Source organism: Xanthomonas bonasiae, from assembly GCF_017163705.1.
Classification (GTDB): domain Bacteria; phylum Pseudomonadota; class Gammaproteobacteria; order Xanthomonadales; family Xanthomonadaceae; genus Xanthomonas_A; species Xanthomonas_A bonasiae.
In genome coordinates, this window is the sequence record NZ_JAFIWB010000014.1 from 100,180 (window position 1) to 115,318 (window position 15,139).

The following is a 15,139-nucleotide window of genomic DNA, read 5'->3' on the forward strand; positions in this document are numbered from 1 at the left end:
CTCACATGCCCATCGGCGGCGGGCCGCCGCCGGGACCGCCGCGGCGCTGGCTGTTCTTCTCGCTCGCGGCCTGCTTGGTCGCGGCGGTGGCCTCGCCGACCACCACCTGCTCGCCCTCGTGCAGGCCGCTCTTCACTTCGGCCTGCGCGTTGTTGTTGAGGCCGATGCGCACGGTGCGCGGCTGCGGGCGTCCGTCGGCGCCGACCACCTGCACCGTGTAGCGGCCGTCGCCGCGCTTGTCGCCCAGCGCCGCCGAGGGAATGCTCAGTACCTTGCTGGCCTTGCCGAGCACGATGCTGACCTGCGCGGTCATGTAGGTGCGCAGTTCGCGGCTGGCATTGTCCACGTCGAACAGGCCGTAGTAGTAGATCGCCGAACTGGAGGTGGAGGTGGACGAGGAGGACGTGGTCGTGGACGTGCTGTCCTCGCTGGTGACCGATTCGGGCGCCGGGGCGATGTCGCGCAGGGTGCTGGTATAGCGCTTGTCCGGATTGCCGAGGATGCTGAAGTACACCGGCTGGCCTTCCTTGGTCTTGACCACGTCGGCTTCGGAGATCTCCGCGTACACGGTCATGGTGTTGAGGTTGCCGAGCATGACGATGGTCGGCGTGCTCTGGTTGGCGTTGACCGTCTGCCCCTGCTTGGACACCACCGCGACCACGGTGCCGTCGATCGGCGCGGTGATCTTGGTGTAGCCCAGGGTGGTCTGCGCGCTGTCCACCGTGGTCTGCTGCTCGGCGATGGTGGCGTCGAGCGCGGCGATCTGCGCGCGGGTGCCTTCCAGCGTGGCGCGCGCGCTGTCGTAGTCGGCCTGGGAGGTGGCTTCGGCGGCCAGCATCTGCTGCTGGCGCTTGAACGCCAGTTCGTACTGGCGCAGGTTGGCGACCTGCACCTGGCGCGTGGCGCGCGCGTTCTGCAGCGCCGCCTGCGCGCTCTTGAGCGTGTTGAGCTGGGTGCGCGAATCGATCTCGGCGATCAGGTCGCCGGCCTTGACGTTGTCGCCGAGCTTGACCTTCAGCGACTCGATGCGGCCGGATGCCTGCGCGCCGACGCTGACCAGCTGCGAGGGCTTGATCGTGCCGGTGGCTTCGACGGTCTGCTCGATGTCGCCGCGCACTACCGGCGACGTGGCCAGGGTCGGTGCCGGCGGCGGCCGCAGCCACCAGGCCGCGATCGCGGCGAGCAGCAGCAGCGCAAGGATCAGCAGCACGATGCGGTTGCGTCGTGTCTTGGGAAGCGCGGATTTCACGGAGGCGGGACCTGTAGCCTGGCCGCGTGCTGCGGCGTCGACAGCAGCATGGCGGCCGCGCCCGCCCGGCCTCAACGCACGCTCTGTGTCGGCGTGTATCGGGTTCAGCGTGGCCCGTATCGAAGTGTTTCCGGCCAGGCTGGCGATACGCGGCGACACGCACCGGGCGCGCGCGCCGATCGGCTAGGATGGATCATCGCCGCATGAAGGAAGAACCGACCATGCATCGCCTGCTGGTGGTCGACGACGACGTCGACATCCGCACTCTCCTGGCCGAACAGCTGGGCCGCGCCGGTTATCAGGTCAGCACCGCCAGCGACGGCGCGCAGATGCGCCAGGTGCTGGAGCGCGAACACGTGGACCTGATCGTGCTCGACCTGAACCTGCCGCGCGAGGACGGGTTGACCCTGTGCCGCGACCTGCGCGCCAAGTCGAGCACGCCGGTGATCATGCTGACCGCGCGCAGCGAGCCGATCGACCGCGTGCTCGGCCTGGAGATGGGCGCCGACGACTACCTGGCCAAACCGTTCGAACCGCGCGAACTGTTGGCGCGGATCCGCAACGTGCTGCGCCGGACCGAGGCGCTGCCGGCCAACCTGGAGCCGCTGGCGATCCGCCGCGCGCGCTTCGGCGGCTGGCTGTTCGACCTGGAGCAACGCCACCTGGTCGATCCGGGCAGCAGGGTGGTGGTGCTGTCCGGTGCCGAATTCCGCCTGCTGCGGGTGTTCGTCGGCCATGCCAACAAGGTGCTGTCGCGCGAACAGCTGGTGGCGCTGAGCAGCGGCCGCCAGTACGAGGCGCAGGACCGCGCGATCGACCTGCAGATCAGCCGCCTGCGGCAGAAACTGGGCGACAGCGGCGGCGACGGTCTGATCAAGACCGTGCGCAACGAAGGCTATGTGCTGGCCGCGGCGGTGGCGCTGGAATGAAGCGGCTGCGCCGGTTCTTCGCCTCGATGGCCGGGCGCCTGTTCCTGATCCTGCTGCTGGGCATGGCCTGCGCGGCCAGCTTCGCCACGCTGCTGGCCAATGCCAAGCGCCGCCAGGAATTCGACCGGCAGAACATGGAGCGCGCCGCCGACCGCCTGCAGAGTTTCGTCGAACTGTTGCAGAGCGCCGGCCCGGAACTGCGCGCGCGGCTGCTGTCGCTGGGCGGCCCGGGCATCCGCATCCTGCCGGCCACGGCGCGCGGGCAGGCGCCGGACCCGGTCTTCGCCGCGGTGCTCGGCGCGCGCGGCGGCGCACTCGCGCCGGCGCAGGTGTCGCGCCTGGACATGCCCGCCTGCATGCCGCAGCGTCCGGATTTCCTGCCGCCGCCGCAGCGCCGCGACTTCGACCGCCAGGACGCCTCGCTGGAACCGCCGACCTGCCGGCTGATCGCCTTGCGCCTGGACGACGGCACGCCGCTGCGGCTGGGCCTGCAGACCCAGCCGATCGCGCGGCAGACCGCGCTGGCGGTGGACCCGCTGTTCCTGTCGCTGCTGGCGCTGGCCATCGCGTTGCTGGCCTACGTGGTCGCGCGCATCGCCAGCACGCCGCTGCAGCGGCTGGCCGATGCCGCCGCCGACCTCGGCCAGGACCTGCAGCGCCCGCCGCTGCAGGTGCGCGGGCCGCTGGAAGTGCGCCGCGCCGCGCAGGCCTTCAATGCGATGCAGCAGCGCCTGCAGCGGCATCTGGGCGAACGCACGCAGATGCTGGCGGCGATCACCCACGACCTGCAGACCCCGTCCACGCGGCTGCGCTTGCGGCTGGAGAACGTGCAGGACGAAGCGCTGCGCGAGCGCCTGATCGGCGACCTGGCGGCGATGCAGGCGTTGATCCGCGAAGGCCTGGAACTGGCGCGCAGCGCCGAGACCGCCGAACAGCGCGCCGCCCTGGACCTGGATTCGCTGCTGCAGAGCGTGGTCGAGGACGCGGCCGAGGCCGGCGCCGACGCGGTCTTCGAACACGGCTGCGGCGCGGTGCTGCCGCTGCGCCCGCTGGCGATGCACCGGCTGTTCTCCAATCTGGTCGACAACGCGCTGAAGTACGGCGGGTCGGTGCGGGTGGCCGCCGAGCGCCATGCCGACGGGACGCTCGCCGTGTACGTGCGCGACCGCGGCCCGGGCATCGCCGAGGCCGAACTGGAGACCGTGTTCGCGCCGTTCGTACGCCTGGAGACGTCGCGCTCGCGCGAAACCGGCGGCGCTGGCCTGGGCCTGACCATCGCCCGTGCGCTGGCCGAGAAGGACGGCGCCACGCTGCGCCTGCGCAACCTGCCCGAAGGCGGCCTGGAAGCCTGCGTGCAATGGGCGGCGCCGCTGCGCCGGAACTGAGCGCGGCACGCGCGTCCACCCGCGGCGGCGGATTTTTGCCTACCATGTGCGCTGTTCCCGTGTTCCGTTCCGGCAATGAGCCAGCATCGCCCCCGTCTCGCCGATCCTGGCCGGCCGCCGTGCCCCCGGGCATGGCGTCCGCTGCCTGGCAGCACCGGCCCGCAGGGCCGTGCTGGCGCCGGTCCGGCGCGGCGTCATGACGCGGCGGCGCCTGCCCGCCGACGCGCTGGTTCAGCCCGCGCCCGCGCAAGCCTCTTGCGACCCGCATGGGGAGCGATGGCACGCGCTGGCGCCCTCCGGGCCGGATCGATCCGGTGAGGGCGGCGGCGTCGGGGCATGCGGCGGCCGTCCGCCGCGCCGCGCATGCGTGGCTGCTGCTGGCGCTGTGCGCACTGTCGCTCGGAATGGGGCCGGCCGCGGCCGCCGACCCGTCCGCGGCCGGGCCGCCGCCGCTGCGCGACTACGCCGTGGATGCCTGGACCTCGCGCAACGGCCTGCCGCACAACTCGCTGCGCGACCTGGCGCAGACCCCGGACGGACGCCTGTGGTTCGCCACCTGGGAAGGCCTGGTGCGCTACAACGGCCTGGACTTCGCGGTGATCGATCGCAGCACCCGGCCCGGCCTGCCCGACAACGGCGTCGGTGCGCTGTACGTCGGCCGCGACGGCGCGCTGTGGCTCAGCGATTCGCGCGGCAACCTGGGCCGCTACGACCGCGCCGGCAACTGGCGCTTCTGGCTGCAGCCGCCGGGCTGGCCGCGCGCGCTGATCCACGCCATGACCGAAGACCGCCAGGGACGGCTATGGCTGCTGTTCGAAGGCAATGGCCTGGGCTGCCTGTGGCCGGACGGCCGCTTCGACTACCAGCCGGCGCCGCCGGACCTGCCGCTGGCCAACAGCTTCCCGCGGATGGCGGTGGACGACCGCGGCCGGGTCTGGATCGGCAGCCTCGACGGCCTGCTGTACCGCGACGCGCAGGGCGTGCTGCGGCGCGCGCCGGACGCCTTCGGGTTGCCGCCCGGCCTGGCCTGGCCGTACCGCGACCCCGCCGGCACGCTGTGGCTGGTCGCCGGCGAGAACGTGTACCGGCTGCAGGACGAGCGCGCCGTGCTGGTGCACCGCCTGCCGGGCTACGGCCACTTCACCGCGATGCTGCGCGACCGCGACGGCGCGCTGTGGCTGGGCACCGAGAACCAGGGCCTGCTGCGCATCGGCCGGTACGGCATCGAGCACATGGCGCCGGGCGAAGTGCTGCCCAATGGGCGCGTGGTGAGCCTGCTCGAAGACGCCGAGGGCAGCATCTGGATCGGTGCCAACGGCGGCCTGTTCCGGCTGCGCGAAACCCTGTTCACCAGCTACACGCGCCGCGACGGGCTCAGCGGCGACTACGTGCGCGCGCTGCTGGAAGCGCCCGACGGCGCGCTGTGGATCGGCAGCGCCGCCGGCCTGGACCGGATGGCGGCGGACGGCAGCATCGCGCCGGCGGGCCTGCGCAACGCCGACGGCAGCGCGCCATCGGTGCTGAGCCTGGCGCGCGGCAGCGACGGCGACCTGTGGGTCGGCACCTACGCCGACGGCGTGTACCGGCTGCGCGACGGCTGCGTGCGCCGCCACTACGACAAGGGCGACGGCCTGCCCAGCGGCCACGTCCGCGCGATCAGCGTGGACCGCGCCGGCACGGTGTGGATCGGCACCCAGCGCGGCTTGGTGCGCATCGACGGCGAACAGGCGCGCGTGGCCGACGTGCCGGGCTTGCCGCAAGGCCTGATCACCGCGCTGGCGAGCATCGATGGCGCGCTGTGGATCGGCTCGGTCGAAGGCGCCTCGGTGCTGCGCGACGGCCGCGTGCAGCGGCTGCCGCTGGAGCCGCTGGGCGGCGCGCGCAGCGTGTTCGGCTTCCAGGCGCTGGGCCGCGACATGTGGATTTCCACCGACCGCGGCCTGCACCGCTATCGCGACGGCCGCCTGGCGCGGGTCGGGCTGGAGCAGGGCATGCCGGTGGACACCGTGTTCCAGCTGGTCCGCGACCGCCTCGGCAACGTCTGGATCAGCAGCAACCGCGGCGTGCTGCGGACCAGCGCCGACGCGCTGAACGCGGTCGCCGACGGCCGCGCCGGCAGACTGCAGGTGACCCGCTACAACGAGATCGACGGCATGGCCAATGCCCAGGGCAACGGCAGCTCCGGCCCATCGGAAATCGTGCGTGGCGACGGCAGCGTGTGGCTGGTCACCGCCGGCGGCATCAGCACGGTCGATCCGCGCCGGCTGCAGCGCTTCCGCGAACGCCTGCCGCCGCCAGCGGCGATCGAGAACGTGCTGCTGGATGGGCGGCCGTTCGCCTGGCGGCGCCAGTCGCGCCTGCCCGGCGCCACGCGCATCGCGGTGTCCTACGTCGGGCTCAGCTACCTGCTGCCCGAGCGCATCCGCTACCGCACCCGGCTCGACGGCCTGGACAAGGAGTGGGTGGAGCGCGGCCAGCAGCGCAGCGTCGAATTCATCGGCCTGCCGCCGGGCGACTACACCTTGCGCGTGGCCGCGGCGCATCCGGATGGCGCCTGGAGCGCGCGCGAGGCGGTCTGGCATTTCAGCGTCGCCCCGCTGTGGTGGCAACGCGGCAGCGTGCAGGCCGCTGCCGCGCTGGCGCTGCTGTTCGCACTGGTGGCGCTGTACCGCTACCTGATCGCCCGCTACAAGCGGCGCAATCTGCGCCTGGAGCGGCTGGTCAAGCAGCGCACCGGCGCCCTGCAACTGCAGACCGAACGGCTGCTGCGCGCCGACGCCGACAAGAGCCAGCTGCTGGCCGAACTGCAGGACCAGGCCGACGCGTTCGAGCGCCAGGCCCACGAGGACGCATTGACCGCGCTGCCGAACCGCCGCCATTTCGACGAAGTGCTGCTGCGCGAGTTGCGCCGCGCGCAGCGCAGCGGCACTCCGCTGTGCCTGCTGGTGATCGACATCGACCGCTTCAAGCAGATCAACGACGGCTACTCGCACGCCACCGGCGATGCGGTGCTGCGCGAGGTCGGGCAACTGTTGCTGAGCGCCTGCCGCGGCTCCGACCTGCCGGCGCGGCTGGGCGGCGAGGAATTCGCGGTGCTGCTCGGCGACACCCCGCTGGCCGACGCCGAGCGCATGGCCGCGCGCCTGCGCGACCTGTTCCACGCGCGCCTGCAGTGGGCCGACGCCCCGGCGCTGCGGGTGACCTTCAGCGCCGGCCTGGTCGCGCTGAGCGGGGAGGAAACGCCGAGCCAGTTGTTGCAGCGTGCGGATGTGGCCTTGTATCGGGCGAAGAGCGGGGGGCGGGATCGGGTGTGTGTGGGGTAACCGCTTGGCGCGTGCAGTCGCGGCTTTTGATCTGAGGAACTGTCAGCGATGACTGCCAATGCTCTCAAGTGCAATATTTGAAAAAACAACGGCCAGATAAATCTCCAGTGCCATGATCGCCAGTGAGAACGCGATATCCGCTAAAGCGTAGATGCGGCCTTCTGCAGCCCATCGCGCGTGCCGGTTCGCACGGTAGGAAGAGGAAAACAGATACGCCCACCCACGCCACAGCCATGGATCGAGTCCGCCAAGTTCTCCGATGAAATCGAGCATCGATCAATTATGGTTGGTCTGAGAGTGGCCATGTCCATGGTCGCGCGAAGGCCAGGTATTCGAATCGGCAACATCAGAATTGTTTAGGTGATAGGGCCGGGCAGGCTGCCATCTTCTGAGTCGTTATTCCAAGCGATAAAGGGCGGCGGTAATCCTGTCGATTGAAAGTAGTCAATGGCCCGCGTGATATGCGTCAGCGGGAGTGTCCACGACGCCGGATAGAGATCCAATTGGCCGTTGCCAAGGATGAACTCGATCATCGCATCCTCAGGGCCGGAATAGTCCGGGTTGCGTGAACTGAATCCAGCGTCTCCGGCTTCGCGCAGGTACATCAAACAACCGACGCGACCGTTTATGAGTGCGCAAAGCGACTGCCCGCCCGCGGCCTGGTACCAAAGCTCTTGATGTTGATCCTGAGACATTTTTTATCTGGCTCTCAGCCTGCATCGAGCCGCGAGGCGGCTCTGCCCAAATGCACTCTTTCGTTATTCGCCCGCGCGGACTGCGGCAAGCAGGTCTGGGCTGGCGGCTACCCACAAGACGCTGTCATCCGCAAAGACGAGACGGCCATCCTTGTCGCGATTCAGGCTGACGATGAATTGGCCGTTGCGTGGCGGGTCGGAAGGCTGCTCCTGGACGACGAGGAACGTAATCTTGCCTTGTCCGACGCCCTTGAATCCCTCGATGACGGTGGCCATCACCTCGAACGTCTTGTATCCGACCCGCCCGGTCGTGAGGTCGCGAAATTCATTGACGGTACGAGTGCGATCAATGCGGACATGTGCAGTCACGGACGCGTGTTGCAGGAAGTAAAGGACGTTTTGGCGCAGGAAATCGTCCGCTTGCGCGCTGCCTGCCAAGAGCAGGGCGGCCATAATGATCGTTTGCCGGAACATTCCCATAGCCAGCTGATACCTGAGTTGAGAGCCGCAAGGCGAAGCGAGCTTGGTGAAGCGCTGGCCCTCTGGCCGACAATGCGGTGCGGCTGCGGTCGGTGCTGGACCCTCAGCCGATCTGCGGCGCCGGCCACGCGTTGGCGATCTTGCAGAACAGGCGCGCGGTCTGCTCGGTGTCGTAGACCGCGCTGTGCGCGTCGGCGGCGTTCCAGTCGAAGCCGGCCGCCTGTACGGCGCGGGCCAGTACGGTCTGGCCGTAGGCGATGCCGGCCAGGGTCACGGTGTCGAACACGCTGAAGGGGTGGAACGGGTTGCGCTTGTGGCCGCAGCGGGCCACGGTGGCGTTGAGGAAGTTCAGGTCGAAGTGGGCGTTGTGGCCGACCAGGATCGCGCGCTGGCAGCCGTACTTCTTCACCGCCGCGCGTACCGGCGCGAACACGTGGTCCAGCGCCTCGCGCTCGGGCTTGGCGAAGCGGAACGGGTGGTCGAGGATGATGCCGGTGACTTCCAGCGACTTCGGGTCGATGGCGGTGCCGGGCGCCGGCACCACATGCGCGCTGGCGGTGGCGCCGGGGTACAGCTGGCCGGCGTCGTCCATCTCGATCGGAACCACGGCGATCTCCAGCAGCGCGTGCCGGTTCCAGTCGAAGCCGCCGGTCTCCACGTCCACCACCACCGGCAGATAGCCGCGGAAACGCCGCGACATCGGAGTGGCGGCGAGGGGCTGGGACGGGCTTTCGACGTGATCGTTCATGCGTGCAGGGTAGCAGAGCGCGGCTAAACGGCTGCCGCGGTGGAGGCGCCGCGAGTGTGGCGATGGGCCGGGCGTGGCCTGCGCGAGCGGCATCACGGTTGTCATCGCGTGGCAGGAGGCGGCAGCGCAGGCGATTGTTGGCTGCCGCTTTGTGCGTCGCGGTGATGGCTCGAGGCCATTGGGAATGGCTCCCACATCGACTTGCCGCCGGCTGGGTGCACTGTAGGAGGGGCTTCAGCCCCGACACTGTCCGAGGTCGGAAGGCATACCGCTTCGTTTGTCGCGGTTGAAACCGCTCCTACAGGGGCATGCTCTGGATCTGGATCAGTCACCTTTGCGCCTCAGGCCGGCACGCGGGTACCGAGCACGCTGCCCTGCTGGCGCAGGCGCTCGAGCAGCGCGGCGCCGTCGTGCAGCAGCGCGGCGGGGTCCTGGTCGTGCTCGGCGGCCAGGCGCAGCAGCAGCGCGCGTCCGCTGTGCTCGCCGTCGCGCAGCCGCTCGACCAGGGCATGCGCCAGCGGCGCCAGTTCGGCGAAGCGGGCCTGGCCGTCGGCATCGCGCCGCGCCAGCAGGCAGGTCGCCTGCGCCGGTGCCTCGCCCGGTTGCCAGGCCGGGCCGATGCGCTGCACCGGCCAGCGATAGCGCAGCAGGCGCAGCCAGGGCGAGAGCTGCGGAACGCCGTCGAGCAGGTCGCCGTGCGGATCGTGCGGCGGCAATGGCGCATCGTCGATCTGCACCTCCAGCTCGACCGTTTCGTAGTGCGCCAGTTCCGCCAGCCATGGCCGTTGCGCGTCCTCGCCGCGTTGCTGCAGGAAGCGCACGAACTCGCCGCCGATGCGCGGGAACAGCGGCGTGCGCGCGCGGTGCCCGGCGCAGAACGCGCGCAGTAGTGCCTGCCATGCGTCCTCGCCCAGGGTGGCGCGCAGCACCGGGAAATGCGAGGCGAGCAATTGCGCGAGGTTGTCGAAGAACAGCGCGCGGTACACCGCCAGCCGCCGCGGCTCGATGTCCGCCGGCGGCGCGTGCCGCTGCGGATCGCGCAGGTGCAGGGCCAGCGCGAACTGCTGCGCGTGCAGGGAGTCAGCCATGCGCCGCTTGCGCCATCTGCGCTGCTTGCGCCGACGTGGCCTGCGCCTGTGCGTCGCGGATGCGCTGCACCTCGTGCAGCAGCTCGGACAGCGGCGGGAACTGGCTGTCGCGCTCGAGCAGGGTGGGGCGCACGCCATGCAGCCGATAGGCGGCGTCGAGCAGATCCCACACGTCGGCAGCCACCGCCGCGCCGTGGGTGTCGATCTTGAGCGCGCTGGCGGCGTCGTCGCGATGCCCGGCGATATGGTACGAGGCGATGCGTGCGCTCGGCATCGCGGCAAGGAAGGCGCGGGCGTCGTAGCCGTGGTTGGCGGCGTTGACGCAGACGTTGTTGACGTCGAGCAGCAGGTCGCAGTCGGCTTCGGCCAGCACCGCGGCAACGAACTCGGCTTCGCTCAACGCCTGGCCGGGCGCGGCGTAGTAGGACACGTTCTCCACCGCGATGCGCCGGCCCAGCGCATCCTGCGCCTGGGCGATGCGTGCGCCGGCATGGCGCACCGCCTCGTCGGTGAACGGCAGCGGCAGCAGTTCGTAGAGCTGGCCGTCGTCGGCGCTGTAGCTCAGGTGTTCGCTGTACAGCGCGACGCGGTGCCGATCCACGAATTGCCGGGTCTGCCGCAGCAGGTCCGCGTCCAGCGGCGCCATGCCGCCGAGCGACAGCGACAGGCCATGGCAGCTCAGCGGATGGCGCGCGGCCAGCGTATCCAGCATCGCGCCCAGGCGGCCGCCGACGCCGATCCAGTTGTCCGGCGCGCACTCGAGGAAATCGAACGCTCCCGGCGCGGCCTGCAGCAGCTCCGGCAGCAGGCCGCGGCGCAGGCCGAGTCCGGCGCTCGCCGCGGCCGGCCTGCGCGCGGAGGAATCAGCCGCCGCCACCGCACTTGCCTTCGCCGCACTTGCCTTCGGCCATCGCCTTGTCGTCGTGCTCGGCCGGGGCGGCAGCGGGCTTGTCCGGTGTGGCCGTGGTGGCTTGCTGCGCATGCGCGCCGCAGCTGCCCTCGGCGGCCTTGTCGGCGCCGGCGGCATTTGCGGACTTGGACTTCGGCTGCGCCGGCGCCTTGGACGCTGCGGTGTCGGCGCTCGGCGGCGCCGCGGACTGCGCGCCAAGCGCATAGCCCTGGGCCAGGTCGGTCATCGCCAGCGCGGAGGCGGACAGGCCCAGGCCGCCGAGCAGGACGGCGCCGGCGAGGGCGGTGGACGGACGCGAGGGAATGGACATGCGGACTCTCCTGGCAGGCGGTCGTGGTGCCGGCGTCGCCACGCTGGCCGTGTCCGCCAAGCGTACCCGCTGGCGCCGTGCGCCGCATGCGGCGCTGCGCCGTCCGCCAACGAAAAGGCCCCGCCGAAGCGGGGCCTGGTGTGCGCCGCCGCCTCAGCGGCTGTTGGCGATGACGCTGCTGATGACGCCGGTGGCGACGGCGATCAGCACGTACTGGTTGTCGACCCGGCGCCACTCGTGGCCGCGCGGCGGCGCCTTCAGGCCGCGCTTGCGGTAGTCGGGCACGCGGTCGCCGCGATGATCGGAGGCCAGGCGTTCGCCGCGCTTGTAGTGGCGCGGACCTTCATGGCGGCCGTTGTCGTGGCGGTCGTCGCGATGATCGTCGCGGCGGCCGTCGTTGCGCGCCTGTTGCGGACCGCGATCGCCGTGCTGGTCCTTGCGGCCCTTGTCGTCCTGATGGTCCTTGCGCACCTGCTGCGGATCGCGGTCGCGATCGTGGTCGTCCTGGCCGGCGGCGAATGCGCCGCCGGAGGCCAGCAAGGACAGGGCGAGGACCGAACCGATGATGCGCTTCATGGTGTCTCCTGGGTGGTCGGTGGAGAACGGCTCCACGCGTACCGACACGCTAGGCGCCAGCCGATGAATAGGCGATAAAATTTCCAGGAGATTCAATCATTTGCACGTGTCGATATGTGTCGCCACGTATCGACCGCGTCGAGGCCGCGTGAATCCGGACTCAGATGCCCGAGGTGCTGCTGGTTTCGTCGCGCTTGTCGCGCGGCGGCAACGGCTGGTCGCCATGCACCAGGAACCACACGTTCTCGGCGATGTTGGTGGCGTGGTCGCCGATCCGCTCCAGGTTCTTGGCCATGAACAGCAGATGCGTGCACGGGGTGATGTTGCGCGGATCTTCCATCATGTAGGTCAGCAGTTCGCGGAACAGCGCGGTGTACTGCGCGTCCAGCAGCGCATCGCCCTGGCGGACCCGCAGCGCGGCGTCGGCGTCGTTGCTCTGGTAGGCGAGCAGCGCTTCGCGGACCTGCTGCGCGGCGAGCTTGCCGAGCTGGCGCAGGCCCAGCGTCTGCGGCATCGGCGGCGAGGTGTTCAGCGCGATCGAGCGCTTGGCCACGTTCGCCGCGTAGTCGCCGATGCGCTCGATGTCGGCCGGGATGCGCAGGCCGGCGAGGATCTCGCGCAGGTCGCGCGCCATCGGTCCACGCAGCGCCAGCCGCATCACGTCGCTGCTGATCGCATGCTCGAGCGCGTCGATCGCCTCGTCGTTGACGACGATGCGCAGCGCGGCGTTGTCGTCGCGGCGCTCGACCACGTCCAGCGCCGCTTCCAGCTGCGCCACCGCGGTCTCGCCCATGCGCACGATCTCCGCGGCGATGCGGTGCTGTTCTTCGTCGTAGCTCTTCACGATGTGCTCGTTCGGCTGGGTGTTCATGTCGTAGGTCCGTTGGATTCGTTAGTGTCGCCGCGGCCGTCCTGGCGTCGCGGGGCTGGCGTCGGGGCGTCTCAGCCGAAGCGGCCGGTGATGTAGTCTTCGGTCTGCTGCTTGCTGGGCTGCGAGAAGATGATCTCGGTGCGGTCGTGCTCGATCAGGTCGCCCAGGTACATGAAGGCGGTGTAGTCGGACACGCGCGCGGCCTGCTGCATGTTGTGGGTGACGATGACGATGGTGTAGTCGCTCTTCAGCTCTTCGACCAGCTGCTCGATGCGGCTGGTGGAAATCGGGTCCAGCGCCGAGGTCGGCTCGTCGAGCAGCAGCACGTCCGGGCGCAGGGCGACGGCGCGGGCGATGCACAGGCGCTGCTGCTGGCCGCCGGACAGGCCCAGCGCGCTCTGCCCGAGCTTGTCCTTGACCTCGTCCCACAGCGCGCCCTGGCGCAGCGCCTGCTCGACGCGGTCGGTCATGTCCGCCTTGGACAGCTTCTCGTGGTGGCGGATGCCGTAGGCGACGTTCTCGAAGATGGTCATCGGGAACGGCACCGGCTTCTGGAACACCATGCCGACCTTGCTGCGCAGGCGGTTCATCGGGTACTTCGGCGACAGGATGTTCTCGCCGTCCAGCAGCACCTCGCCGCGCGCCTCCAGCTTCGGATACAGCGCATAGATGCGGTTGAAGATGCGCAGCAGCGTGGACTTGCCGCAGCCGGACGGGCCGATCAGCGCGGTGACGCGCTTTTCCGGCACCTCGATGTTGATGCCCTTCAGCGCGTGGTACTTGTCGTAATAGAAGTCCAGGCCGCGCGCGGCCACCTTGACCGGCGATGGCGCCAGCGCGGTGTGCCCGGTGGGCATGGCGATGCGGTGCATCGGTGCGGCGTTGTGCTGATCGTTCATGGCCGGTTCCATATGGGTATCAATCGTTGGATGTCTTGTAGCGGCTCAGCAGGCCGCGCGCGCCGAGGCTGACCAGCAGCACGAACACGGTGAGCACCAGCGCGCCGGACCAGGCCAGTTGCTGCCAGCTCGGGTAGGGGCTGCCGGCGAAGGAGTTCATCACCACCGGCACGCTCGCCATCGGCTGCATGACGTTGTTGTTCCAGTACTGGTTGCCGAATGCGGTGAACAGCAGCGGCGCGGTCTCGCCGCTGATGCGCGCCAGCGCCAGCAGCACACCGGTGACGATGCCGGCCGAGGCGCTGCGGTACAGCACCTGCACCGTCACCTTCCATTGCGGGATGCCCAGCGACAGCGCCGCTTCGCGCATCTGCGAAGGCACCAGGCGCAGCATTTCGTCGGTGGTGCGCACCACCACCGGCAGCACGATGAAGGCCAGCGACAGCGCGCCGGCCATCGCCGAGAAGCGCCCGCCGGTCTGCATCACGTACAGCGTGTACACGAACAGGCCGAGCACGATCGACGGCGCCGACAGCAGGATGTCGTTGACGAAGCGCACCACCTGGCCGGTCTTGCGCGCATTGCCGTATTCGGCCAGCCAGGTGCCGGCGGCCACGCCCAGCGGGGTGCCGATCAGCAGCGCCAGGCCGCACATCACCGCGCTGCCGAAGAACGCATTGGCCAGGCCGCCTTCTTCGCCCGGTGGGGGGGTCATGCGGGTGAACAGGTCGACGTCGATGCCGGCGATGCCCTTGGACAGCAGGGTCCACAGGATCCAGCCCAGGAACGCCAGCCCGAACAGCGCGGTGAGGCAGGACAGCAGCAGCGCGAACACGTTGACCACGCGGCGGCGGTTGTACAGACGATCGGCGATGTCGGCGGCCATTAGTTGCCCTCCCGGCGCGACAGTTGCTGCAGCATCAGGCGGGCGATCGCCAGCACCACGAAGGTCACGATGAACAGCACGAAGCCCAGCAGCAGCAGCGCCGAGCGGTAGGTCTCGGTGGCCTCGCCGAAGTCGTTGGCGATCAGCGCGGCGATGGTGGTGCCCGGTTCCAGCAGCGACGGCGACAGCCGCACCGTGTTGCCGACCACGAACGCCACCGCCATGGTTTCGCCGAGCGCGCGGCCCAGGCCGAGGAAGATGCCGCCGATCACCGCCGAGCGGGTGTAGGGCAACACGATGTCCCAGCTCACTTCCCACTTGGTCGAACCCAGCGCGTAGGCCGATTCCTTCAGGCGCGTCGGCACGGTCAGGAACACTTCGCGCATCACCGAGGAGATGAACGGGATCACCATGATCGCCAGCACGAAGCCGGCGGTGAGCAGGCCGATGCCCAGCGGCGGGCCCTGGAACATCGGGCCGATCACCGGCAGTGTGCCGACGTGGTCGTTGAGCCAGGGGGTGCCGTATTCGGTCATCACCGGCACCAGTACGAACAGGCCCCACATGCCGTAGATGATCGACGGGATGCCGGCCAGCAGTTCGATGGCGGTGCCGATCGGGCCGCGCAGCCAGCGCGGCGACACTTCGGTCAGGAAGAACGCGATGCCGTAGCTCACCGGCACCGCGATCAGCATCGCGATCATGGCGGTGACCAGGGTGCCGTAGATCGGCGCCAGCGCGCCGTACTTGTTCTCGACCGGATTCCATTCGCTGGAGTAGAAGAAGCTCA

16 protein-coding genes are annotated in these 15,139 nt (G+C 69.8%); 3 read left to right on the forward strand and 13 right to left on the reverse strand.

The genetic code is table 11. The features are described from left to right. Position 1: 1 nt before the first annotated feature. Positions 2-1,249 carry an efflux RND transporter periplasmic adaptor subunit gene (locus JR064_RS13460; protein ID WP_206230035.1) on the reverse strand — a complete coding sequence of 416 codons (1,248 nt, stop codon included), beginning with the start codon at positions 1,247-1,249 and terminating at the stop codon, positions 2-4. A 203-nt stretch (positions 1,250-1,452) separates the two neighbouring features. Here JR064_RS13460 and JR064_RS13465 point away from each other — a divergent pair, with 203 nt between their 5' ends. The 3 genes from JR064_RS13465 (at position 1,453) to JR064_RS13475 (ending at position 6,886) form a co-directional block, all read left to right on the forward strand. Then, positions 1,453-2,178: a response regulator gene (locus JR064_RS13465; protein ID WP_206230036.1), complete on the forward strand. Its 726-nt coding sequence runs from the start codon at positions 1,453-1,455 to the stop codon at positions 2,176-2,178. Then, positions 2,175-3,563 (forward strand): ATP-binding protein, encoded by a 1,389-nt coding sequence (locus JR064_RS13470; RefSeq protein ID WP_206230037.1) that lies wholly within the window; start codon positions 2,175-2,177, stop codon positions 3,561-3,563. The genes JR064_RS13465 and JR064_RS13470 overlap by 4 nt, the downstream gene beginning before the upstream one ends. A gap of 404 nt (positions 3,564-3,967) precedes the next feature. Next, positions 3,968-6,886 (forward strand): ligand-binding sensor domain-containing diguanylate cyclase, encoded by a 2,919-nt coding sequence (locus tag JR064_RS13475; protein WP_206230050.1) that lies wholly within the window; start codon positions 3,968-3,970, stop codon positions 6,884-6,886. A gap of 42 nt (positions 6,887-6,928) precedes the next feature. On the opposite strand, the gene JR064_RS13480 is transcribed toward JR064_RS13475, so the two are convergent. The 12 genes from JR064_RS13480 to pstC all read right to left on the reverse strand — a co-directional run. Further along, positions 6,929-7,159: a hypothetical protein gene (locus tag JR064_RS13480; RefSeq protein ID WP_206230038.1), complete on the reverse strand. Its 231-nt coding sequence runs from the start codon at positions 7,157-7,159 to the stop codon at positions 6,929-6,931. 83 nt (positions 7,160-7,242) lie between these two features. Next, positions 7,243-7,581, reverse strand: coding sequence for an Imm1 family immunity protein (locus JR064_RS13485; RefSeq protein WP_206230039.1), 339 nt, complete (start codon positions 7,579-7,581; stop codon positions 7,243-7,245). A gap of 63 nt (positions 7,582-7,644) precedes the next feature. Continuing rightward, positions 7,645-8,034: a hypothetical protein gene (locus JR064_RS13490; protein WP_206230040.1), complete on the reverse strand. Its 390-nt coding sequence runs from the start codon at positions 8,032-8,034 to the stop codon at positions 7,645-7,647. 130 nt (positions 8,035-8,164) lie between these two features. Continuing rightward, positions 8,165-8,809: a ribonuclease T gene (gene rnt / locus JR064_RS13495; RefSeq protein WP_179565798.1), complete on the reverse strand. Its 645-nt coding sequence runs from the start codon at positions 8,807-8,809 to the stop codon at positions 8,165-8,167. A 341-nt stretch (positions 8,810-9,150) separates the two neighbouring features. After that, positions 9,151-9,897: an HvfC family RiPP maturation protein gene (locus JR064_RS13500; RefSeq protein WP_206230041.1), complete on the reverse strand. Its 747-nt coding sequence runs from the start codon at positions 9,895-9,897 to the stop codon at positions 9,151-9,153. Further along, complete coding sequence (locus tag JR064_RS13505; RefSeq protein WP_206230042.1) at positions 9,890-10,774, reverse strand: HvfB family MNIO-type RiPP peptide maturase; 885 nt, start codon at positions 10,772-10,774, stop codon at positions 9,890-9,892. The genes JR064_RS13500 and JR064_RS13505 overlap by 8 nt, the downstream gene beginning before the upstream one ends. Then, positions 10,761-11,117, reverse strand: coding sequence for an HvfA family oxazolone/thioamide-modified RiPP metallophore (locus JR064_RS13510; RefSeq protein WP_206230043.1), 357 nt, complete (start codon positions 11,115-11,117; stop codon positions 10,761-10,763). The genes JR064_RS13505 and JR064_RS13510 overlap by 14 nt, the downstream gene beginning before the upstream one ends. A 153-nt stretch (positions 11,118-11,270) precedes the next feature. Beyond that, positions 11,271-11,693: an RcnB family protein gene (locus JR064_RS13515; RefSeq protein WP_179565790.1), complete on the reverse strand. Its 423-nt coding sequence runs from the start codon at positions 11,691-11,693 to the stop codon at positions 11,271-11,273. A gap of 160 nt (positions 11,694-11,853) precedes the next feature. Beyond that, entirely contained in the window at positions 11,854-12,564 is a 711-nt protein-coding gene (gene phoU / locus JR064_RS13520) for a phosphate signaling complex protein PhoU (protein ID WP_179565788.1), read from the reverse strand. Positions 12,565-12,635: 71 nt separating this feature from the next. Continuing rightward, a complete protein-coding gene (gene pstB / locus JR064_RS13525) occupies positions 12,636-13,463 on the reverse strand; it encodes a phosphate ABC transporter ATP-binding protein PstB (protein WP_179565786.1) in 828 nt (275 codons plus the stop codon). Positions 13,464-13,482: 19 nt separating this feature from the next. After that, positions 13,483-14,349, reverse strand: coding sequence for a phosphate ABC transporter permease PstA (gene pstA / locus JR064_RS13530; RefSeq protein WP_206230044.1), 867 nt, complete (start codon positions 14,347-14,349; stop codon positions 13,483-13,485). Further along, positions 14,349-15,139 (reverse strand): phosphate ABC transporter permease subunit PstC (gene pstC, locus JR064_RS13535; RefSeq protein WP_206230045.1); only part of this gene is annotated, 791 nt, incomplete at its 5' end. The genes pstA and pstC, both read right to left, overlap by 1 nt.